19 protein-coding genes are annotated in these 23013 nt (G+C 43.9%); 14 read left to right on the forward strand and 5 right to left on the reverse strand.

Annotated elements, in window-relative coordinates:
• Positions 1-30: 30 nt before the first annotated feature.
• The 3 genes from PATL_RS13620 to PATL_RS13630 all read left to right on the forward strand — a co-directional run bounded on the left by PATL_RS13620 (position 31) and on the right by PATL_RS13630 (position 5094).
• Positions 31-1386 carry a TolC family outer membrane protein gene (locus PATL_RS13620; RefSeq protein ID WP_011575434.1) on the forward strand — a complete coding sequence of 452 codons (1356 nt, stop codon included), beginning with the start codon at positions 31-33 and terminating at the stop codon, positions 1384-1386.
• Between the two features lie 151 nt (positions 1387-1537).
• Entirely contained in the window at positions 1538-3676 is a 2139-nt protein-coding gene (locus PATL_RS13625; RefSeq protein WP_041713866.1) for a type I secretion system permease/ATPase, read from the forward strand.
• Positions 3673-5094 (forward strand): HlyD family type I secretion periplasmic adaptor subunit, encoded by a 1422-nt coding sequence (locus tag PATL_RS13630; protein WP_011575436.1) that lies wholly within the window; start codon positions 3673-3675, stop codon positions 5092-5094. Before PATL_RS13625 ends, PATL_RS13630 begins: the two co-directional genes overlap by 4 nt.
• A gap of 107 nt (positions 5095-5201) precedes the next feature.
• Here the strand turns inward: PATL_RS13630 and PATL_RS13635 are convergent, their stop codons facing one another.
• From PATL_RS13635 to PATL_RS13655, 5 genes are all read right to left on the reverse strand, one after another.
• Entirely contained in the window at positions 5202-7124 is a 1923-nt protein-coding gene (locus PATL_RS13635) for a bifunctional diguanylate cyclase/phosphodiesterase (RefSeq protein WP_011575437.1), read from the reverse strand.
• Positions 7125-7155: 31 nt separating this feature from the next.
• Entirely contained in the window at positions 7156-7917 is a 762-nt protein-coding gene (locus PATL_RS13640; RefSeq protein ID WP_011575438.1) for a transglutaminase-like cysteine peptidase, read from the reverse strand.
• A gap of 145 nt (positions 7918-8062) precedes the next feature.
• Positions 8063-10114, reverse strand: a complete 2052-nt coding sequence (locus PATL_RS13645) for a GAF domain-containing hybrid sensor histidine kinase/response regulator (RefSeq protein ID WP_041713868.1) — start codon at positions 10112-10114, stop codon at positions 8063-8065.
• Positions 10115-10406: 292 nt separating this feature from the next.
• Positions 10407-12452: a putative bifunctional diguanylate cyclase/phosphodiesterase gene (locus PATL_RS13650; RefSeq protein ID WP_011575440.1), complete on the reverse strand. Its 2046-nt coding sequence runs from the start codon at positions 12450-12452 to the stop codon at positions 10407-10409.
• Between the two features lie 311 nt (positions 12453-12763).
• Positions 12764-13756, reverse strand: coding sequence for a D-cysteine desulfhydrase (locus PATL_RS13655; protein WP_011575441.1), 993 nt, complete (start codon positions 13754-13756; stop codon positions 12764-12766).
• A 185-nt stretch (positions 13757-13941) separates the two neighbouring features.
• On the opposite strand from PATL_RS13655, the gene corA reads away from it, so the two are divergent.
• The 11 genes from corA (at position 13942) to PATL_RS13710 (ending at position 22957) form a co-directional block, all read left to right on the forward strand.
• On the forward strand, positions 13942-15009 hold the full coding sequence (corA, locus tag PATL_RS13660; protein WP_011575442.1) for a magnesium/cobalt transporter CorA: 1068 nt from the start codon (positions 13942-13944) through the stop codon (positions 15007-15009).
• Positions 15010-15204: 195 nt separating this feature from the next.
• A complete protein-coding gene (atpD, locus tag PATL_RS13665) occupies positions 15205-16818 on the forward strand; it encodes a F0F1 ATP synthase subunit beta (RefSeq protein ID WP_011575443.1) in 1614 nt (537 codons plus the stop codon).
• Positions 16808-17197, forward strand: coding sequence for a F0F1 ATP synthase subunit epsilon (locus PATL_RS13670; protein ID WP_011575444.1), 390 nt, complete (start codon positions 16808-16810; stop codon positions 17195-17197). Before atpD ends, PATL_RS13670 begins: the two co-directional genes overlap by 11 nt.
• 4 nt (positions 17198-17201) lie before the next feature.
• Positions 17202-17594 carry an AtpZ/AtpI family protein gene (locus tag PATL_RS13675; RefSeq protein WP_011575445.1) on the forward strand — a complete coding sequence of 131 codons (393 nt, stop codon included), beginning with the start codon at positions 17202-17204 and terminating at the stop codon, positions 17592-17594.
• Positions 17584-17910 carry an ATP synthase subunit I gene (locus PATL_RS13680; RefSeq protein WP_041713870.1) on the forward strand — a complete coding sequence of 109 codons (327 nt, stop codon included), beginning with the start codon at positions 17584-17586 and terminating at the stop codon, positions 17908-17910. The genes PATL_RS13675 and PATL_RS13680 overlap by 11 nt, the downstream gene beginning before the upstream one ends.
• On the forward strand, positions 17900-18619 hold the full coding sequence (locus PATL_RS13685) for a F0F1 ATP synthase subunit A (protein WP_011575446.1): 720 nt from the start codon (positions 17900-17902) through the stop codon (positions 18617-18619). The genes PATL_RS13680 and PATL_RS13685 overlap by 11 nt, the downstream gene beginning before the upstream one ends.
• On the forward strand, positions 18619-18897 hold the full coding sequence (locus PATL_RS13690; protein WP_006992831.1) for a F0F1 ATP synthase subunit C: 279 nt from the start codon (positions 18619-18621) through the stop codon (positions 18895-18897). The genes PATL_RS13685 and PATL_RS13690 overlap by 1 nt, the downstream gene beginning before the upstream one ends.
• Before the next feature lie 3 nt (positions 18898-18900).
• On the forward strand, positions 18901-19809 hold the full coding sequence (gene atpF / locus PATL_RS13695; protein WP_011575447.1) for a F0F1 ATP synthase subunit B: 909 nt from the start codon (positions 18901-18903) through the stop codon (positions 19807-19809).
• A 68-nt stretch (positions 19810-19877) separates the two neighbouring features.
• Positions 19878-21464: an alternate F1F0 ATPase, F1 subunit alpha gene (locus PATL_RS13700; protein WP_011575448.1), complete on the forward strand. Its 1587-nt coding sequence runs from the start codon at positions 19878-19880 to the stop codon at positions 21462-21464.
• The gene (locus tag PATL_RS13705; RefSeq protein WP_041713872.1) at positions 21457-22356 is read left to right on the forward strand and encodes a F0F1 ATP synthase subunit gamma; all 900 of its coding nucleotides are present in this window, start codon (positions 21457-21459) and stop codon (positions 22354-22356) included. The genes PATL_RS13700 and PATL_RS13705 overlap by 8 nt, the downstream gene beginning before the upstream one ends.
• 238 nt (positions 22357-22594) lie before the next feature.
• On the forward strand, positions 22595-22957 hold the full coding sequence (locus tag PATL_RS13710; RefSeq protein WP_011575450.1) for a carboxymuconolactone decarboxylase family protein: 363 nt from the start codon (positions 22595-22597) through the stop codon (positions 22955-22957).
• The last annotated feature ends 56 nt before the right edge of the window (positions 22958-23013 follow it).

Consider the following 23013-nt stretch of genomic DNA (forward strand, 5'->3'; position numbering starts at 1 on the left):
GTTAACACACAATTCAAACGAGTATTAACTATGAATTTTTACAAATTTTTCTTCGCCGTCACTTTGTTATTATCGTTAAAAACTTACGCTAAAGATAACGATAGCGTTGCCAGCGCAATTTATGATGCACTAGAGACCAATCCAGAGGTCCAAGCAACTTGGCATACATTCCGTGCAGCCAAGCATAGTCTAAGAGTTGCCAAGGCGGGTAATAAACCGACCGTCGATTTAGTGGCGAATATGCAATATAAAGATCGCAATTACGGTAGTGACACCGAATTTTCGAGTAATGATGTGGAAATGGTATTAACCCAGTCCTTGTATAATGGTTCGCGTGTGAAACACGAGGTTAATCGCTTCAGACAAGTTCAAATGGTTAGGTACTTTGAATTTACCAACAGCGTCGAAACGGCAGCAAGAGATACCGCTTTGGCATACTTAGACGTTCAGCAGTATCAGGCTTTGGTCAAGCTTGCAGAAGACAACCTTAATACCCATGAAAAAGTGTTTTCACAAATTGAAGAAAGTGTCAGTGCCGGGGTCTCAAGAGCCGCAGATCTAGAGCAAATCAACGGGCGTTTGGCCTTGTCTGAATCAAATGTCATAACCGACGTCAACAACCTTTACGACGTGAGCGCGAGGTTCTTGCGCATAGTGGGTCGTTACCCTGCAGTTAATTTACAAGCTATCCCTACTCAAGATCTTCAAATACCAAATGAGTTGAAAGAAGTACTAGAAAAAACGTATCGCACCAGTCCTTCCTTTTTCGCCAGCATGCACAATATCGAAGCTGAAAAATTAGGAGTGAAAACACAGAAATCGAACTATAAACCTCAGGTCGATTTCATCGCTAGTTACGGTAGTCAAAGCAGAGACCAGTTCGGTTTAAACAACACTATAACTGAAGGCTCAGTTGGGCTTCAGTTTCGCTACAATCTATTCCGCGGCGGTCAAGACAAAGCGTCGATAAAGCAAGCTCAAGAACAGGTCAATGTGGCCAAGGATCTTAGAGATAAAACCTGTCGCGATGTGCGTCAAAACATTCAAATTGCATTCAATGAATACACGACGTCCAATCGTCTTTTACCGATATTGAATCAACACAAATTATCGTCTAGTCGGGTCAAAACAGCATACAAAGATCAGTTCGATATTGGACAGCGTACTTTGCTAGATGTACTTGATGCGGAGAACGAATACTTTGAATCTAGCCGTGCATATATCGATGCACAATATCGTCAAAAACAGGCGTTAATAAATGTGTTAGCCGAAATTGGAATATTGGTTAAAAGCTTAAACATTTCACTTAACAACTTACCAAACATTAACGATTCAGACAAAGTAGATATACATTCTGACATTAAATATTCATGTCCTAAAAATTAACAGGGCATTTTGAATTACCCCCATACTACTTAAATATTAAAGAACGTAATATCAAAATATAAAGTATCATTTCAATATCGATACAAAAATATAAAAAGTTATAACAAAGCGCAAGTTGAATTGATCGAAAAATAGTTATCGAGAGTGAATTATGGAAAGTACCTCGGGGAAACCAACAACAGAAGATTTGAGTAGTTGCTTATATGTAATATGTGAACACTACAATATGATCTATTCAAAAGATGTTTTACTTTCAGGTTTACCTTTAGTGGACGGGGACCTCACTCCGTCAATATTTTCAAGAGCAGCTGAACGAGCAGGTCTTAAATCAAAAATCGCCACACGCACGTTTGAACAAATTAATCCCTCACTTTTACCTGCGGTGTTGATCCTTAATAATAATACGGCGTGTGTTCTTCTCAGCTTAGACAATGAAAATAAAACAGCTAAGGTTATCTATCCTGACTTACCTGGCGCAGATGTGGACGAATCAATCGAGTCGTTATCAAAACGCTTTACGGGTCAAATTATTTTTGCCCGCCCCAAACATCAATTTGATAAACGGGCTCCAACCATAGAAAAAGAGACGACTGGCCATTGGTTTTGGAGCGTTATAAAGGAATGTAGAGGACTGTACAGAGATGTCATTATCTCCGCGGTAGTGATCAACTTTTTCTCTATCGCTATGCCTCTATTTGTTATGAATATATATGACAGAGTTGTGCCTAATGGTGCCATTGAAACACTATGGATGCTCGCTTGTGGCGTCGCGATTGTCTTGGTTGCAGATTTGGTACTAAAGATGGTGCGAAATTATTACGTAGAACTTGCTGCTAGTCGCATAGATGTGAAAGTCTCTTCTTCGCTTATGGAAAAAATTCTTAACATTCGGTTGATGGAACGGCCCCCGTCGTCTGGTGCATTCGCCAGTGGTATTCAATCTTTTGAATCTATTCGAACCTTACTCAGTTCCCTAACCTTGGTTTCCTTTGTAGATTTACCGTTTGTACTGTTATTTAGTGTCATCATCGCGATTATCTCCCCAATACTGATACTGCCGATTATTGTTGGTTCACTTGTGATCCTAGGCTATGCATTTTCAGCGCAAAAGAAACTGCATAGTTTATCTACTGGTGCAATGCAATCAGGGGCTCTGCGAAACGCTATTTTAGTAGAAAGTATCGATAATATAGAGGAAATCAAAAGCTTTCATGCTGAGTCAAAAGTGCAAGTCGACTGGGAGAAAAGCACAATATTTCTTGCGCGAACTCAATCGCAAATTCGTTTTATTTCCTCTTCAATCAGTAACGTGTCGCAGTTTATTCAACAACTAGTCGGAATTGTCATCTTGATTATTGGCGTGTATTTAATTATCGAGAGAGAACTCTCCCAAGGCGCGCTTATCGCCGCTTACATGCTAAGCAGCCGGGCAATGAACCCGATCAACCTTGTCGCTGGGGTCATTGCCCAATATCACAATGCTGCTACCTCAATGGAAGTGCTCAACGCGTTAATGAAACAACCTTCTGAGCGACCTGTTAACACGCACAAAATTCATCACCCAACGTTTAAAGGCGAAATAGAATTTAAAAATGTCTCCTTCCGTTACGACGATGACTCGAAAGATGTGTTGTCTGATGTGAGCTTCAAAATCAATGCAGGAGATCATGTAGCGATTTTAGGTAAAAATGGTTCAGGTAAAAGCACTATTCAAAAACTCCTGCTGGGTCTATACACGCCAACTTCAGGCCACATATACATAGACGGTATAGAGTTACAGCAATTAGAATTAACCGAATTGCGTAATAATGTAGGTTATGTGCCGCAAGAAATATCCCTGTTCTTTGGAACACTTAGGGACAATATTATGTATTTAGCCAAACATACCGAGCCACAAGCCCTCAACCGTGCCCTAGAACTCAGTGGGTTAATGTCGGTGGTTAACAACCATCCCGACGGTTTAAATATGCAGGTTGGTGAACATGGCCATCACTTATCTGGGGGACAAAAGCAGGCCGTTGCCATCGCCAGAGCGATTGTAGCAAATCCGCCGCTTTTACTTCTGGACGAACCCACATCCTCCTTGGATCATCAAGCTGAAGATCACGTTAAACATGCGCTAGAAAATGTCAGTAAGGGGCGCAGCATGGTTATGGTTACGCACCGTATGTCCTTACTCTCGATGGTTAATCAAATCATCGTGTTAGATTCAGGTAAGTTGGTAATGAAAGGCAAAAAAGAGCAAGTACTTGACGCCCTGAAAAAGGGTAAAGCGAAGGCAGCATCATGAGTAGAAAGCCTACCACCACAGAGCAAGATTCATTTAATAAACTTGGCGAAATATTTGGTTCTAACGAAGAGCCCAAAAGCAGTTATGTAGGCAAAATATTTAATCGATGGTTATCGCCGCCAAAAAATAATGACTGGGTACTCGACGCTGATTGGGAACAACTTCAACAAAACCCCTTAAAAGCTAGAATGTTATTGTACTTCATTGTCTTTGCACTGACTGCATTGCTCATTTGGTCCGCCTACGCCACCCTCAATGAAGTCACCAGAGGTGATGGCAAAGTGGTACCGACAAACCAACTACAAATCGTACAATCCTACGACGGTGGCATCGTCAAAGAAATTTTGACTCGAGAAGGGCAAACAGTAAATGCTGGGGACGTACTCCTTAAACTGGACCCAACGAGATTTATCTCGTCTCTCAGAGAAAATCGCAGCCAATTTTTATCCCTCAGTGCAAAACTTGCTCGCTTGAAAGCCCTAACCGAAAAGACACCTCCAATTTTCTCAGCAAACTTAGTCAAGCAAGCGCCAGAAATTGTCAGTTCTGAAAGAAATCAATATGCCGCCAATGTAGAAGAATTAGCGCAACACATTTCAATGTATCAGCAACAAACGAGGCAACGAGAACATGAGTTGCAAGAGGCCCAATCAGCAAAAGAGCAATACGTTCGAACAAAAGATTTAATTCACAGAGAGCTCGCTGTAACGCGACCGCTACTGAAGTCTGGCGCTATCTCAGATATCGACATCATTCGTCTTGAACGGCAGCTGGTTGAGATAGAAGGAGAGATAAAACGCAACGAATCCGTTATGCGTCGTAATGAGTCTGCTATTCAAGAGGCCAAATCTAAGATCCGAGAGAAAGAACTGACCACTATCAATGGCTGGCGAGATGAATTAAGTGATGTTTCAATTGAGCTTAACTCATTAAGGGAAACAGAATCAGGCCTCGCCGATGTGGTGTATCAAGCGGATTTAAAGTCACCGGTCAAGGGCACAATTAAGCGGTTATTTACCAATACCATAGGAGGCGTAGTCCCACCAGGTAGTGATGTCATTGAAATTATTCCACTGGATGATCAACTGATCGTTGAAGCTAAAATAAAACCTAAGGACATCGCATTTTTGAGGCCAGGGCAAACCGCTATGGTTAAATTCACCGCCTATGACTTCGTCATATACGGTGGCCTTGAAGCCGAAGTCACCCACATCAGCGCCGATACCATCACCGATGAAAATGATGAGACCTATTATGTCGTTAGACTTCAAACTGGCTCCAACAGCTTTAAAAACGGCATGCAGATTATTCCAGGAATGACAACCCAAGTAGATATTATTACCGGCAAAAAAACGGTATTGGATTATATTTTAAAACCTTTGCTTCGCGCCACATCGATTGCCATGACTGAGCGCTGATCTCAGCGCTCCAATTGAGTTTTAGATAAGTCAGTTCCAACTGAGTGTAAAAAGATGAGCTTATATGCATAGCACTTCACTAACCTGACATCGCACTCAGCTACAAGTTAGAACTGCTGCATCAGGGAAATAATCCCATCGAAGCCATTCTCATAAAGTGACTTAGCATCATCTTTACTGGTTACCCCATCTGCGATAACGATGATCCCCAATGAGTGCGCTAAAGAACATAAGCCACGAAGGAAGTTTTGATTAGTGGCGTTGATCGAAACATTAAACACGAACGCACTATCAATTTTAATGTAATCCAATCCTAACTCTTGTAAATCAAGGAGGGTAGAAAAGGAATCACCCACCCGTTTTAAACCAACTTTACAACCAGTTTCTTTGAGTGTCACAGAGAAATGCCTGAACAATTCAAAATGAGCGGAGGCAACACTCTCTCTCACTTCAAGGCAGAGATGGTGTGCCACTTTAGGGTGTTCAGTTAGTAGTTTACGTAAACGCTGCACTGATTTTTCGCAAACCATCGTCTCTTGCGATAGCAAAATAGCGTAGTCATATGCTTTATTTTCTTGCTCAATTTTAGAGATCATAAACTCAATCATCCGAAAATCGAGCTGGGGGATCATATTTAGCTTACGCGCCCAGTGAACAAAATAGCCGCCCTTACGCACATCATTATCCAGTTCCAAGCCCATCAATGCTTGATAATGAATTGCACTACCATCTTTTTTAACCACGGGAAAAGTAATTGAATGCACACCACTTGTCAGCGCATGACTAAGCGCTTTTCGCCACTGAATATCATCTTGAAATGGCGCAACAATAGTAAGCTTATTATCGGTTAGCGCGAGCGCCCTTTCTTTTGATGCTTTAATCAGTAGTGCTTGTACCCTGCGCATTAGTGCAGTGCGTGTTTCATCGGGTGCGAGGTATACCCCTGCATGCAAAGCATACAGCTCGTACGTATCACGAGAGCGCCCTTTAAACGCGCGTACCGCATCCACTAGGACATCACTTAATTGCTGAATATCTTCAGCTTCAGTCAGTAATATGCAAAACTCAGAACCACTGACTCGGCCAAATCGTACATCGGTAAAGCGCCCTTCAATCTGTTTAGCAAAATCTAAAATCACTTGTGTGAAATTAACAATAATATCGTTTACTTTGTGCTTATCAAGACGCTGTGATATTTCGCTCATGCCAAAGATTTTTATCATGAACAATACGTTATGCCCCTCTCGGTCACGGTATTTTAATTGAGCATCCAACAATGTATCAAAAGTCTCAGAGTTAGCTAACCCTGTTAACTCATCGTGCTGACTCCTATATCGCAGTTCATCTAATCGCTTGTTACCCTCTTCTATGATTTTTTTGAAACGCAGAGCTAATGAATTCATAGCTGTAACCACTTTGGCAAACTCTGTGGTACGCGGAATAGGTAATGTCATAAAACGTTTTTCAGAAAAACGATGAGCCTGCTCAACTACCATGTTCAAGGGCCTTAAAAGAACGTGCAACACAAACGAGCCAATCGCACCGGCTATTAGAGAAATAACCAGAAAGCTGATAAAAAATGCTTTAGTTCGGTGCCATAACGCTTCGTGAACATATTGGGTATGGCTTGCAAGATACAAAGTGCCAACGCGCTTCCAGCCACTGCTCACTTGCGCTACACCCGTTTTCACTTCAAAATCGAATATTCTGCGTGCAAACTCCGGCACATTAGACTTTGTTTTTTCCTTATACTCACGTTTGAAGACACTTTTACCAGCAGGATCAATCAGTTCGATAAACTCATAGTGACCTGTATCGAACGTGGCAGTTATCAATAATTCGATGTCCGTCAATTGCTTCTCATCTTGAGAAAGCATCATTGCCAAGGAATTTACATCATCGACGTTTTTCAAAAAGAGTTGTTCTTGCAAATTTTTTCGCTCGAAATAGGTGCTTATAACGAAATTAGTCAGTGAACTGGCCATTAGGATTAGTATGACGGATAACCACAACTGCCTGACTAATGACATCTATACACCACCATTTGCCTTGACACGAAACTCATCCCCACGTAATCCCCTCTAATTTGATTTTTTCAAGCGCATTACGCCACCTAGATAAGCGAGCTGTCGGACTAGCTACAGACTCAGTTGACCCTTTCGCCCACAATCCTTCAGTATTAAAACTGAAGACGGGCAACAGATCCGTTCTTTGCGACGCAGGAACCACATCCGCAAGAAGGCTATCAAGAATGAGAGGGTCATTTTGCTTCGGAAGGTAGTAAGACAAAACCATATGGGCTTGGGTAATTTTACTTCTAGGCCCTCCGATTCGAGCTTTTACATAAACTAGGCGTAATTGGCTTTCATCAATCCCCAAATAACGCAGCATGAAATATTTAATAATAGCGTAATCTTCACAGTCACCACGACCCTTCCCTAACGTTTCTAACGGACTAGCCCAATAATCCTTTTCATGCCACAAAGCAATATCGGTTTCATACGTCAGCTCTTCATCAAAAAATGCGTTCACCGTGTTCACTTTTACAATTTCATCTGCCCCCTTAAGGTTTTCAAGCATGCTTTGCATTTTTCGACCCACAGTAGCTCGCATAGGATTGTATTGTTCATGCAGTAAAGAAATCAGCTTTTCGAATTCCAAATTCACCGTCTGAGCACTAATCAATGAACCCGTTAGAAAAAGAATGAGACATAGACGGCTAAGATTTAAAGTGCGAGATACGGAAATTGCTTTACTGAATACAAGAATTGTAGACAGATACTGACGAAATCTTTTTATTTTTAAAAGATTGATTCTAATCACCCCACATTTCACTCATTAAATATGTTATTGGTTTAGCTGTTCGTCACCGCAAGTCAATTTGAGTCAACGTCCTTTCCCAGTCCTAGCTATCACATCAATAATACTTAATATTACTAGTTTATGAGAAATACCGTGAGTAAGAGTATTAACTGTATTTCTCAAGCACGGCGTAGAGGTTTTCTTGGTCAACAGGCTTAGATAGGTATTCGCTCATGCCACTGGCAAAGCACTTATCACGCTCTTCTGATAATGCATTCGCGGTCAGCGCGATAATAGGAATAGTCGCTACATGAGACGAAAATTGCCTAATATGCTGAGTAGTTTGATATCCATCCATATTAGGCATCTGGCAATCCATCAAAATTAACGTGTATGGGTTCTCACTACTTAGTTCGTCTTCGAGTATGGCTAGCGCTTCAAGCCCATCATTAACGATGTCATAGGTTATTTGTCGTTGTTTAAGCATTTCACCAATCACCACTTGATTGATTTCATTGTCTTCAACTACCAATACATGTAGACCGCTTAGATCCCTACTTTGGGATACAGCCAGTTCAGGCTCAGCAGGATGCACACTTTTGGCCATAATACCCACTTCAATTTGCGCCGAGAACACACTTCCTTTGTTCAGTACGCTTTTTACGCTGACATCCCCTGACATCAATTGACAAAGCTTGCGCGTAATTGATAACCCCAATCCTGTGCCACCGAATTTGCGCGTGGTAGACACATCGGCTTGGCTAAAAGGTGAAAATAATAGCGCTTGTTGCTCTTGCGTCATGCCTACCCCAGAGTCTTTCACAAAAATGGTCAATGTAGCCTTGCCTTTTTTCAGTAGCGTCAACTCTGTCGCAATGTTCACTTGCCCTTGATGGGTAAACTTAAGCGCATTTGAAAGCAAATTAGCACAAATTTGCCGCAGCCTCGTAGGGTCGGTAATGATACTGGCGCCCTGGGTGTTTTCGAGTTGCTTAACCAATTGTATGGATTTTTCTTTTGCGTGTGGATTAAAGATATCAACACAATTATTGAGAACCTGATTCAGGTCGATAGGGACGGTTTCCAGTGCCAACTTACCAGAGTCAATTTTGGTAAAATCTAAGATGTCATTGATGATCCCTAGCAATGACGTGGCGCTGTCTTTGGCTAAGCCCAAAAACCGTCGTTGTTCATTATCCAAAGAAGAGGCGTCTAATATTTGCAACATGCCCAATACCCCGTTAATGGGCGTACGAATTTCATGACTCATATTGGCTAAAAATAAACTGCGAGCTTCAAGCGCCAATGACAGTTCCTTGTGCCTGTGCTCCAGCTGTTCACGTGAATTGACTTGCTCAGTGATATCTTGAAACGCACCCACCAGCCGGACACATTTTCCCCCGTCTAATTCGGCTTTGCCCTTAACCGCCGCCCATTTGGGCGTCCCTTTTTGAGTGACAATTTCAAACTCACCAGAGAAATTGCCGCCGTGATCCATCAAGCGTCTGACGCATTGAGTAATACGGGTTTGATTCTCTCCCTCTTTATAGAAATTTAATCCGTTGACCAAATCCGGTACAAAATCTTGATCGACCTCATGAATGTCTTTCATCACCGAGGACCAATAAAGCTTCCCGTCAACAAGATCTAGCTCCCACGCCCCTACACCTGCAACTTGACCCATTTGTTCCAATATATCTTGCTGGCGCGCCATTAATTTTTGCTGTTCTTTTAACAACGCTAATTTCTCATGGCGGGCTATTTCGTTGCCAACCCAATGCGAAAGCAGTTCGATAAAACTCAGTTCTTCAGTGCTAAAAGGCTGATTGCGTGGGGCACTCGCTGAAAAATTTATCGTGCCGAAACGTTTACCTTCAACCACAATTGGCGCACCGATATAACTTTCTAGCCCCAAATTAAGGTAGCAAGGATGCTGAGCAATATGACTTTGACCTGCGTGATAAAAAGACAGAGCTTGATTTGTGGCTAAAGTGTGTACGCAGTAAGTATCACCTAAGTCGAATGTGGTGCCACTAAGTAAATCATTTGCAGGTGAAATCGCGTAGGAGACAGTGTAAAGCTCGTCTTCAATGTGGCTAATAATGCCCATTTCTAACTGAAAGTAATCAACGCCTAATTGCAAAAGTGCAACCATTTTTTGCGAGTATGACAAGGCACTATCTGATGTTATTTCATACAGTTTTTGTAAGTTCTGCAACGCAATTTCTCTCAGTTATTAAGTGCACTTTTTCAATCCCTAAAACAACATCCTTGATGGAAAGGCACGTGTGATGTGACTATATCCTGTCACTCATCATTCGCAAAGTTGGGCCTTTGCTAAAACCCTCTTCTCGCCTCTATTGCATTTGCTTATTTTTGCCGATTATCCATCCTGTAGCAGCCAATTAACCTAGTTCAACTGCCTTTCACAGTGTAAACGCGTTAAATCACCTTCATTCTTCCTTACGAGCCTTTATCTTGTGCAGTACTAACAAAGATACTCAAACACTTCAGGCGTAATCGTTTAGCAGCAAAAGATAATCATCAAGTAAAAGCGGTTTTGCGAGAAAATAACCTTGGACATAATTGCATGAGACTGAACGCAAGTAATCTAACTGCCCTTGGGTCTCGACCCCTTCCCCTACCGTGACTAAATTATAGGACTGGGCGATTGACATGATCGCGTTCACCATAGGCAAGTGTGAAGCGTGCTCGCTGTCGATATCAGCCACGAAAGTACGGTCTATTTTCAAGCAATCTACTGGATAGGCCAATAGTTGATTAAAACCCGTGTAGCCTGTTCCAAAGTCATCCAAGGCTAAATTAATCCCTAATTTTTTAAGCTCTTTTAATATGCTTAAACTCGTCTCCCCGGCTTCAATTAAGCTAGTTTCGGTGATTTCCAACTCAATATATTCAGGGGGTATTTGATATTTATGCATGAGCTTTTTTAACTGCTTCGGAAAGCTGCTGTTGAGTAGCTCAATGGCTGAAATATTAATGCAAAAGACTGGGCACGAACGACCAGGTGTCAGAAAATGCATTTGCATAGCGGCGAAGCTAGTCTCTGCCACCCATAAATCAATGTTTTGGATGATGCCAAATTCTTCCGCAATAGGAATAAAAACATCCGGAGTAACCCCTTGCATGGCGTCTGACTCACAGCGAATAAGCACCTCAACGCGTCTAGGTTTTAAATCGGAACAACTGAATATGGGCATAAACCTGAGTGAGAAATCTTGGTTTATCAGTGCATTTTTTAAATTTTCAGCAATGGATTTTTTTAGATAGATCGCAGAAGCGAGGCTATCATCAAACACCTTGAATCGCCCTTTTCCTTGCTCTTTTGCACAGCGCATCGCAGAGTCTGCTTGAGACAGTAGCGCTTTGAAAGATGCTTTTTTATCACTGGAATACGCTAGACCAAGACTAATACCAACCTTAACCTCGCAGCCGCTAACGGGGATTGGATCAATCAATTGCTGACCGATTCTACGACTGACTTGTATCGCTTTTTCTTTGTCACAATCAGTAATTGTCAGAACAAATTCATCACCCGCTAACCTAGCGAACGAGTAGCGCCCCTCAAAGTTCATTTCGCTTATGATCAGCTTAACCTTTTGGCAAATTGCTACCAGAAGTTCGTCGCCAATGGGGTGGCCGTAGGTATCGTTTATCTTTTTAAAGTCGTCAACGTCAAAATAAAATAAGCTTATCGTATGGTGCTCAACGATATGTTTGAACTCTTTTCGGACTTTTGAAATCATTCCTCGCCGGTTCAACAAACCAGTGAGCGGGTCGGTACTCGATATTTTTTTGAGATTATTTTTCTGCCTGATGGTCAGCAGTACTATGACCATAAAGAGTAAGAGTAAAATCAATCTAAGCAGCTCAGGCTCTGTTATCGCTTCCCCTGACATGCTCAAACTGTGCACCGTCAATACGTAGTCACCAAGCTCCTTCGCTTCATCAATGACCAGCTCGATAGAAACGATGTTTGAGATATCGACATGAGATTGCTCATACCCTATACCTCTTTCTCTTTTCCACCACTGGGCAACGAACAGCGCTTTGCTGGGCACATTCAAGGTGGTGCTTTCATCCCCCAGTTCAAATTCGATGGTGTTAAATTTATCGCTAATATCAATGTGTGGTAATGAATAAGCAGGGTTATTGTTTCTTAAATAAAGTTTAATGTTTTCTTTGCCTGAAGGGCTTTTTAATGTGGCGACTATTTCAACAGATTGATAGTTTGAAAGATCGAGTCCTCGAGAAAAATGGTTTCTCCGGCTGTAGTTAAGTTTTAATAAACAAAGGGAGTAAGCACTGATATCAGAAAGTTCGCAGGCGATGGCGATTGAATGTTCGCCAGTATGCAACTCGCTGCGCATGCCGCCTTCATGTTGGTGCTCCATAGCCACCAGGGTGTCTGGGGAAAGTAAATCGAGTGAAACGTCCATTAACCCCAAGCGGTGGGCAGTTAACGCCAGTAACGAACACATTACAAAAGCAATGATGGCCTGAGATTTAAAGTCTCGAAAAACGCCTAGAGTCATATTTTATTATTCAATTAATCATTAAAAGTAACATCACACACAAACATATGTGTGAGATTTCTGCCATGTATACCACCCAAATTGGGCGCTGAGTCCTTGGCGTTCCAAAGATGCTAAACGAGCAACAACCAAGCTCGGGATAAAAGCATCCCCCCTGTTATCGTTCGCGTAGAATCGCTCGCTTAAACCTGTAGGCTTAGCCTCGCTCACCAACCAGCATATTGTTTTATGCCGTGCAAAAATAAACCCTATCCTGAATCTCAGAAATGAGCAATGAGTAACCGTCGACCTTGCACTATAAATCGAGCAAATTAAAATTCCTCACGGTAAGCAAACAGCCCCTGACTGCCCCCAGTATGAATAAATAGCTGGTGACTATTTGCCCCAATCTCACCTGTGGCGCACAAGTCCATAAAGCCAGCCATTGCCTTGCCCGTATAGACGGGATCTAATAACACGCCTTCTAGTTCGGCGCAGCGCTTGACGGCCGTTACCATTGATGGCGTAGTCATACCGTAACCTTCGCCAAAATAGTTGCCATTGGCAACCACTTTGCCTTTCGCCCGATTGGGATCAATGTCTAAAAAAGTGAGCGTTTCTCTGAGTAACTGTTCCACTAACTGTTCTTGCGCTTCCTTCGAGCGACTCACCGCTACCCCCAGTACCGAGATGTCTGAGTTAGCAGCAATCAGCCCTGCAAGCAAGCCTGCTTGGGTACCTGCACTGCCCGTCGCGAGCACAATTTGGTCGATGTGAAGATCATCATCTGCCAATTGTTGTAATATTTCTTTGGCGCAGCGCACATAGCCTAAACTGCCCATCACATTCGACCCGCCCATGGGAATAAAATACGGCTTTCGCCCCTGAATTTTTAGCTTTGCAAGCAGCGCACTGGTATACGCTTCAACCTCTTGTTCTAGGCCTAAACGATGGATATTGGCGCCCAGTAGAGTGTCCAATAACACATTTCCGTTTTGATAATAATCCGCTTTAGGCGTGCCCTTAACATCTTCGAGCACAAGCTCGCAACCTAAGCCAAATTTAGCGGCCGCGGCAGCAGTTTGCCGCGCATGATTTGATTGCAAGCCTCCCACCGTCACCAGAGTGTCGGCCCCGTGTTGCTGAGCATCGGCGATTAAATACTCTAGTTTGCGGGTTTTATTGCCGCCACCAGCAAGTCCGGTGCAATCATCGCGTTTGATATACACCTTGCATCCCACTTTTTCAGATAACCTGGGTAAACTCTCAAGGGGTGTTGGATTGTGGGAGATTGTTACCCGTGGAATAAGTGCAAAGTTTATCATCGTGAACCCACTAAATTCGAAAAGAAAATCAACGTTACAACTTTTTCGGTCCTGTGTTAACACCACTGCAATTTTTCATTATATATTCTGGTTGTCGATTGTTCGCCTTCACACTTGCCCGGTAAACGAGTCACGCTATGCAACGCAACCGATACACTCACGTTTCTAGGTAACCAAGGATTTAAATGAAGTTATTTCGCAAGCAGTACAGTCAACCCGGCACGCAGCCTGGTGTTATTCACGATGATAAAAAAGGCCAGTTAACGCTCAGTGTGTTTGATTTTGATGCCAGCGACTGTGTTGAGAAAAAAAATGTGACGGCAGAACAATGTGCGTCGTACTTGGGGAATAACAATGAGACCTGGGTGCATGTTCAAGGTGATCCTGATAAAGCCACTTTCTCCCAATTGGCGAAAGATTTCGGCATCCACGAACTCTTCATCGAAGATGTGTCGAATCTCGGACAAAGGCCAAAAATTGATATTCAGGAAGATCAAATTTTCATTATTCTCACCCTGCCAGTAACAAGCGAAAAAGGCGTTAGCCTGCAGCAAATCAGCATATTTTTGAAGAACAATACGGTTATTTCATTTTGCGGGGGGCAATTCAATCCATTTACCGCCATCAGTAATCGGTTAACACTGCCCACCTCTGGGTTGCGTAAGCGCCACATTGATTTTCTGTTTTATAGTTTAATCGATACGGTTATCGATTGGGGATTTCCCGTTTTAGAACAATACGCCGATCGTATCGATGCCACCGAGGAACTACTCCTTGAAAATCATGACAAAGACATTTTGCAAAAAATTCATCTGTTACGCCGTGAGGTACTGCTGTTAAGAAGACAAATTTGGCCTCACCGAGAAATGCTCAATACCCTACTTCGCGACGACACATCAGACTTAATTAAAGCTGACACTAAGCTATTTTTGCGCGATTGTTATGACCACAGTATTTCTATTCTTGAATTGACTGAAACCTACCACGAAATGGCTAATGGTCTTATGGAACTCTACATGAGCGTGGTCAGTTTAAAGCTCAATGATGTAATGAGAGTACTAACGATCATCGCCACCTTGTTTATTCCCCCCACTTTCGTAGCAGGTATTTATGGCATGAATTTCAGTCATGATGCAGGCCCGCTCAATATGCCCGAGCTATACTCCCCTTACGGTTACCTTGGCGCATGGGCGGTAATGATTTTCATGATTGTGGGCATGCTTTTATTCTTCAAAAAACACAAATGGATTTAATCGTAAGGCTTAGTGTGACAAAGCGACGGACTGACTCTTTTTCGCTGTAGTCTAATTTTGATACTCAACATAACGTTCTCTGTCGGAAAAGAGAAATCACATTGTTTTCAATCCTAAAGTTGACACGAGTCAATATGCGTTTCTGAGCCTCTTGCATAATAGCGACAAGGTGAGATCCATAAGTTGACTTAATTCATGTCGAATGTAAGCACATCGGTTACTGCGCAATATCAACTCAATCCCGCCCAGAACACAGGCCTTGTGGCCGCTGTACGGGGAAGTATCGTTGATCTGATATTCGAACAGCATGTACCGCCAATTCACAACGTTCTTTATGCCCAAAACAAACATGTGGTGTTGGAAGTTGTCGCCCAATTATCAGCACAAAAAATTCGCACCATTGCTTTAACGGCTACCCAAGGCTTGGCGCGGGGCATGCCTGTAGAAGATTCAGGCGGCCCTCTTAAAGTGCCAGTTGGCCCTTCCACTTTATCTCGTATGTTCAATGTGTTTGGCGCCCCTATTGACGGTCATACCTATCAACACGATGGCAAGTGGCGCAGTGTTCACCAAGCTCCCCCTGCCTTGACTAAGATATCCAGTCAATTACAGATATTTGAAACCGGCATTAAAATTGTCGATGTGTTGTGTCCACTTGAGCGAGGTGGTAAAGCGGGTTTATTTGGCGGTGCGGGTGTAGGTAAAACCGTGCTATTAAGCGAAATGATCCACAACATGGTTAGTCAGCAACAAGGCGTGAGTATTTTTTGTGGTATCGGCGAGCGATGCCGCGAGGGAGAAGAGCTGTACCGCGAGATGAAAGAAGCTGGCGTGCTCGACAATATGGTCATGCTATTTGGCCAGATGAACGAACCGCCAGGCAGTCGTTTTCGCATAGGTCACGCTGCGCTTACCATGGCTGAGTATTTTCGCGATGACGAGAAAAAAGATGTTCTGCTGCTGATAGACAATATCTTTCGCTTTATTCAAGCGGGCTCAGAAGTATCCGGCTTAATGGGACAAATGCCATCCCGCATGGGTTATCAGCCCACGTTAGGCACTGAATTGGCGGGATTAGAAGAACGTATTGCCAACACTGAAGATGGCGCAGTCACTTCTATACAAGCGGTTTATGTCCCCGCTGACGACTTTACGGACCCTGCCGCAGTGCACACCTTTTCTCACCTATCAGCAACCTTAGTGCTATCACGTAAACGCGCCAGTGAAGGGTTTTATCCAGCGGTGGATCCGCTGCAATCCAGTTCGAAGCTAGCCACGCCCACGGTCGTCGGCCAAAGACACTACGACGTGGCCCGACAAGTGAAGCAAATTCTGGCTCAGTACAATGAACTAAAAGACATTATTGCCATGTTAGGTCTTGAGCAACTCTCGAAAAAAGACCGCGACGTTGTGTCAAGAGCAAGGCGATTAGAGCGCTTTTTTACCCAGCCCTTTTTTACTACTGAGCAATTTACCAGTATGAAAGGCAAGTTTGTCTCCCTTGAACAAGCACTTACTGGTTGTGAGCGTATTTTACAAGGTGAGTTCGACGATTATCCAGAAAGCGCGTTGTACATGATTGGCGAAATAGATGAAGCCATCAAACCCAAACAAAGCGCCACTGAGAAAAACAGCTCAATGAACAGCGACCTCAAGCCCAGTAACTCTGAAAGCAACAGTCCTGGGCCGAAAAACTCTGAACCAGACAACGCTATACCTAGCAGCGCTAAACCCAATGTCTCCCAACCCAACACTTTTAAGCAAGATGCGCAAAACGAGTCACTGGAGGAGCCCCAAAATGGACGTTAACATTCTACTGCCCTATCAGGTGTTCGCCACGCTTGGCGATGTAACAAATTTGGTGATAGAAACGCCCTCTGGCAGCCATGGCATTCTTCCTCAACGCTTAGACTGTATTAGCCCATTAGTCCCCGGCATTTTGACTTATCAACAAGGTGCCCAGCAGTCTCAGTTTATTGCCATAGACCAAGGCATAATGGTTAAGACGGGTGCCCAAGTGATGATTTCGGTACGCCGCGCCATTCGGGGCAGTTCATTGCAAAAATTACAACAAGCCGTCAAGCAAGAATTTTTAGCGCTGGATCAAGAACAACAAGCGCTGCGCACTGTCTTGGCGAAACTAGAAAGCGGCTTTTTGAAACAGTTTTCAGCATTGTCGAAGCACTAAATCGATGAAAAGCCATTCCGCTAAACCACAGCCTAACGAAAACAAGCACAGCGCAAACAACGATGCGCCCCATCTAGCCAAACAGGTTGATGCAAAAGTGGCGTTAAAGCTAAAAGCAAAACGTCAAAAAAATGCAGGCGTTTGGTTTGGCCTAGGAATGATGGGCACCATAGGCTGGTCGATAGCTATCCCTACGCTGATTGGCGTTGGAATAGGCATATGGTTGGATAAGCAATATGCCGATCCGCGTTCATGGACACTTGCATTACTGCTCGCTGGATTGGCGCTGGGGTGTTTCACTGCGTGGGCGTGGATCAGCAAAGAATACGCGGCAATGCACGAGGACGCGACTATGCAAAAACACGATAACAAGGAAAATGATCAACATGATGTCTAATTTCACACCCCAGTTAGCGGATTTACTGACCCCTTTGTTAATCGGCCTGCTATTAGGGTGCGGTTTCTTTTATGCGCTCTGGTTCACCGTCCAGAAGGGCTTACAGTCACCCCTTCCAGCAGCATGGTTTTTAGGGGGTATTTTAGCGCGAATGGCAACCGCCGTAGCGGTTTTTTATTGGGTCTCGGCAAACGATATGTGGCGTTTAATCGCCTGCTTACTTGGATTTGTTATCGGCCGCTTACTGATGACGAAATGGTTAACACGCTTTCAAAATTCACACAACGAAAAACGAGAATTGCCCCATGCACATTAGCCCTGATGAAATCATTTATTGGCAGTATGGTTTCGTTAAAATCAGCGCCACACTACTCTTTACATGGGTCGTCATGGTCGTGTTGGTAAGCGCCTCTTACCTAATTACGCGTAATCTTAAAAAAGGCCTGCATCGCTCTCGTTGGCAAAACGGGCTAGAAATGTTGGTACTAACTATCCAACAACAGATAACGGACGCAGGCTTAACAAAGCCTAGAGTTTACATGGGGTTTCTAGGAACGTTATTTCTGTTTATTGCCATGAGTAATCTACTGACGATGGTTCCTGGCTTCGAGCCTCCCACTGGGTCATTGTCTACCACCATAGCGCTGGCAGCGTGCGTATTTGTGTCCGTGCCGTATTACGGCATTAAAAATAGAGGCATTAAGCGTTACTTATTATCCTATACACAACCTACCCCGTTCATGCTGCCCTTTAATATCATAGGGGAGTTATCACGAACGCTCGCCTTAGCGGTGCGATTGTTTGGGAATATGATGAGCGGCGCAATGATCTTGGCCATATTACTGGTTATTTCACCGTTCATATTCCCGGTGATCATGTCAGTACTTGGGTTACTCACTGGCATGGTACAAGCCTATATATTTTTCGTTCTTGCATCTGTCTATATAGGGGCTGCAAGTGTGGTAAATAACCAGCAGTCTCTTACTTTACGTTCGCCTAAATCTAACCCAACAAAGGAAAAATAATGGATAGCCTAACTTTGATTGCTATTTGCTCCATCATCACTGCAGGCCTGACGATTGGCATTGGCGTATTAGGGCCTTCTTTGGCAGAGGGATCCGCTGTGGCCAGCGCACTGAAAGCGTTAGCGCAACAACCTGATGCCTCATCAACAATCACCCGCACCTTGTTTGTGGGCCTAGCTATGATTGAATCTACAGCCATTTATTGTTTTGTAGTTTCCATGATCCTGTTATTCAGTAATCCCTTCTGGAATTACTTTATTAGCCAGAATGGGGGGTAAAGCATGCCAATCGACTGGTTTACGGTCATCGCCCAAGGGATCAATTTCTTACTATTGCTATGGTTGCTAAAACGCTTCTTGTATCACCCCATCATCGATGGTTTAGACGCCAGAGAAAAGAAGATTGCCGGTATTTTAGCGGATGCTGATACCTGCAAATCACAAGCAGAAAACTTGCGCACTGAGTATGAAAGTAAACTTGCGCACATTGAGCAGGAACGCACGCAACTAGTCGGTGAGGCTAAAAATGAAGCGCAAATGGCTTCACAAAGCCTGCTTGATAACGCACGACATAATGCCGAACAAATAGTGAAGAAACGGGTCGCCGCCCTGCGTTTAGAAATGGCCGAGCTTAAGCAAGATGTATTGCAACAGAATATTCATGAAGTGTATGCCATCAGTCGCAAAGTGTTAACCGAGCTAGCGGACGGCGACTTACATACGAAGATGATAGATAAACTTGTTCAGCGCCTTAACACCCTAGATGATGATCAGCATGCTGCGCTTACCCGAGCACTGGCTAATAGTGGCAATCAAATTGTGGTGCGCAGCGCTCAACCACTCGCTGAGGCGCAAAAAAAACAATTGCTGGCATGCTTACAACAATACTTGCCCTCTTTTAAAAAAGACTCGTCACAAAACAACAGTGTGAATGCAGCGCCATCAAATCCCGCCCCTTCAATAAAGCTGTCAGAAAGTATCGTACCTAGGTTAATTAACGGTATTGAGCTTACCATGGGGGGTTGGAAACTCGCCTGGAGCACTGACAACTACTTAGCTGAGCTACAAGAGGACGTTGAGGCAGAGTTTATCCCTTTCACAGAAACGCTGTTAGGCCTACCTGAAAACGAGGGAACTGACAATCCCGAGGCTAATCCCCCCCACGCTGAGGCTAAAATCCCCCATGCCTAAGTTTGAGCTCGCATACCAAAGCGCCAGTAACAAGACTCGGCTAAAAACAATAATAAGAAGGAACGGCAATGACTCCCAGCGTTGATAACAACCTGAAACAAGGTTACCAGTACCTTTTTGAGCACCTTGAGCAGAGCCGTCAGCGAGCACAGCCCAACCTTGTGTTGCAAGAAATCGGGTCGGTGAAAAGTGTTTCTGCTGGCATTGCCATCGTGCATGGCTTACCCAGCGCAGGCTTTGAAGAATTATTGCGCTTTCCTGGGGATATTTACGGCATTGCATTCAACATTGATGAACATGACATTGGCGTCATCATGCTGGGGGATTACAGTCAGCTTAACGCTGGGGATGAAGTTAAGCGCACAGGACGTGTGGTAGACATACCTGTTGGGGCTGATTTAATAGGTCGAGTCATTGATCCCCTTGGTCGTACGCTTGATGGTAAAGGCAACCTGACCAGCACGCAACGCATGGCAATAGAACGCCCAGCCCCTGAGATAATGACGCGCTCCCCAGTCACTGAGCCGCTGCAAACCGGCCTCAAAGTATTAGACGCGCTCATACCGATTGGTAAAGGCCAACGTGAGCTCATTATGGGTGACCGACAAACAGGTAAAACATCGATCGCGATAGATGCCATTCTCAATCAAAAAGACAAAAACGTGCTGTGCGTCTATTGCGCCATAGGACAAAAGTCAGCGTCGGTGGCCAAAATACTGGCCACCTTAAAGCACCATAATGCGTTTGAATATACAGTGGTAATGGTCACTGAGGGCAATGATCCCCCCGGGCTTGATTACATCGCCCCCTATGCGGCAACCAGTATTGGTGAATATTTCATGGAGCAAGGCAGAGATGTGCTGATTGTGTATGATGATTTAACTCAGCACGCGCGCTCTTATCGAGAGCTATCCTTGTTACTGCGCAGGCCTCCGGGCCGAGAAGCCTTCCCTGGGGATATATTTTATCTGCACTCACGCTTACTTGAGCGCTCAACGCACTTGAATGAGGCGCACGGAGGTGGGTCGATGACCGCATTACCCATCATTGAAACTGAAGAGCAAAATATGTCGGCTTACATACCGACCAACCTGATTTCGATTACCGATGGCCAGATATATTTATCGCCCGATCTTTTTTCGCTTGGCATCTTACCAGCTGTCGATGTGGGCAAATCTGTGTCTCGGGTGGGTGGCAAAGCGCAGCGTTCGGCATTTAGAAAAGTCTCTGGGGCATTAAAATTAGCATACGCACAGTTTGAAGAGCTTGAAACCTTTGCCCGCTTCGGGGCGCGTCTAGATGCTAATAGCTTACAGACAATCGAGCACGGACAGCGTATTCGCTCATGTCTTAAGCAAGCTGAGTCAAGCCCACTGTCGGTGGCAGCTCAAATTGTAATATTACTGGCACTGACAAATGACCTGTTTGATGCAATCGATTTAGCGGCTATGGACAGCGCTCAATCCGCTGCCATTGATGGCCTAACTAGCCTGCCCCTGCCTATTATTGAAAAATTAGAACAGGCTGAAAGCATAGAAGAGCAAGATCAACACATCATTCTCGACATGTTATCCCAAGCACTTAAACCTTTTGCCCAAGGCACTTTGCGCAGTGGTGATAAAATTCAGCCTACGGTTAATGAAGCCAATGGGTGAGTCAAGCAGCGTCATACAGCATAAACTGCACAGCGCAAACGATTTAAAATCGGTCGTGCGCACCATGAAGGCCATGGCAGCGGTCAATATCACTCAATACGAAAACGCTGTGCATGCTTTAGATGATTATTATCATACGGTACAACTGGGCTTAATGGGGTATTTCCATCATATCGACTTACCCGCTCAAACGCCGAGCGTTAAGATAACCCCATCAAGCAAAGAGCGTGGCAAGACCGGGATTATCGTCATTGGCTCTGATCAAGGACTCGTAGGTCAATTTAATGATGTGCTGTTGGCATTTATGACCGAGAAAATCGCAACGCTTACTAACGATAAACTAATATGGGCGGTGGGAGAGCGAATGTACTCCTACCTAGAAGACAGCCAGCATACGGTGCAAAAACCCCTTGTTTTGCCTAACACCATAGGTACTGTCACGTCATTGGTCACAGAATTGTTGCAGGAAATCCACAGGCATCAGCAAACAAATCAACTAGAGGAGGTCTATCTATTTTTCAATCACAGCGCCCAAAACGCGCAATATGAGCCGACTTGCCAACGCGTATTACCGCTAGATAAACAATGGCAGCAGCAAATTAACACTCAAGTTTGGCCGACCAAGTGCATCCCAGAACTATTAACTGCCCCTCAAAAAAGTTTTAGCGCACTGATTGGAGAATATCTTTTTACATCTCTTTTTAGGGCCGCTACACAATCACTGGCCAGTGAGAATGCCAGCAGACTGACCTCTATGCAGCGAGCCGAAAAAAACATAGATGAATTGCAAACCTTACTATTGCGGCAATTTCATCGCCATCGTCAAGGTGCCATTGATGAAGAGTTATCAGATTTGGTCAGTGGGTTCGAAGCGCTGGGAAATGCTAATTAATCCGTAATCAAATCTGATAAGAGTAAACAACTAACGTTTTTTCATGTTAGCGCGCAGACCCAACTACCTTATAAAAATTAAACAACTTTCCTTTGACCTGCATCAATAGCTGATTTCGTTGAGCGCGCATACTTATTTGTATGAAAAAGTAGATATGACATCACGTTTTGCGTGAATAATTTTATCGCGCGTAGCGCATTTTAACACGTCGAACTCACCACACTAAAAGGCCGAATCAATGCAACCAACTGATCACATCAACACCTATCAAAAGCTACAAGATCTCAGTGCTAAACTAATCTCTGAAATCCCTGAGACCATGGCGGGTTTCGGTGAACTCCACGTAAATGCTGTCGCCAAAGGCGCTTTGGACAATAAAACCAAAGAGCTTATTGCACTGAGTATTGCGATATCTGTACGCTGCAATGGGTGTATCGCTTTTCACGTGCATGACGCTCTGAAAGCCGGTGCAAATAGACAAGAAATTGTAGAGACCATAGGAGTAGCAATATTAATGGGTGGTGGACCGTCTATGGTTTATGGTTGCGAAGCATTAGAAGCCTTAGATCAATTCGAGCTAAATCAAGACTTACCTTTGTAAACAAAACACCAAGGCTATTAATCTTTACAGGGTATTTTTAGTGCAGTTTGTGATTT

This window comes from Paraglaciecola sp. T6c (assembly GCF_000014225.1).
GTDB lineage: Bacteria > Pseudomonadota > Gammaproteobacteria > Enterobacterales > Alteromonadaceae > Paraglaciecola > Paraglaciecola atlantica_A.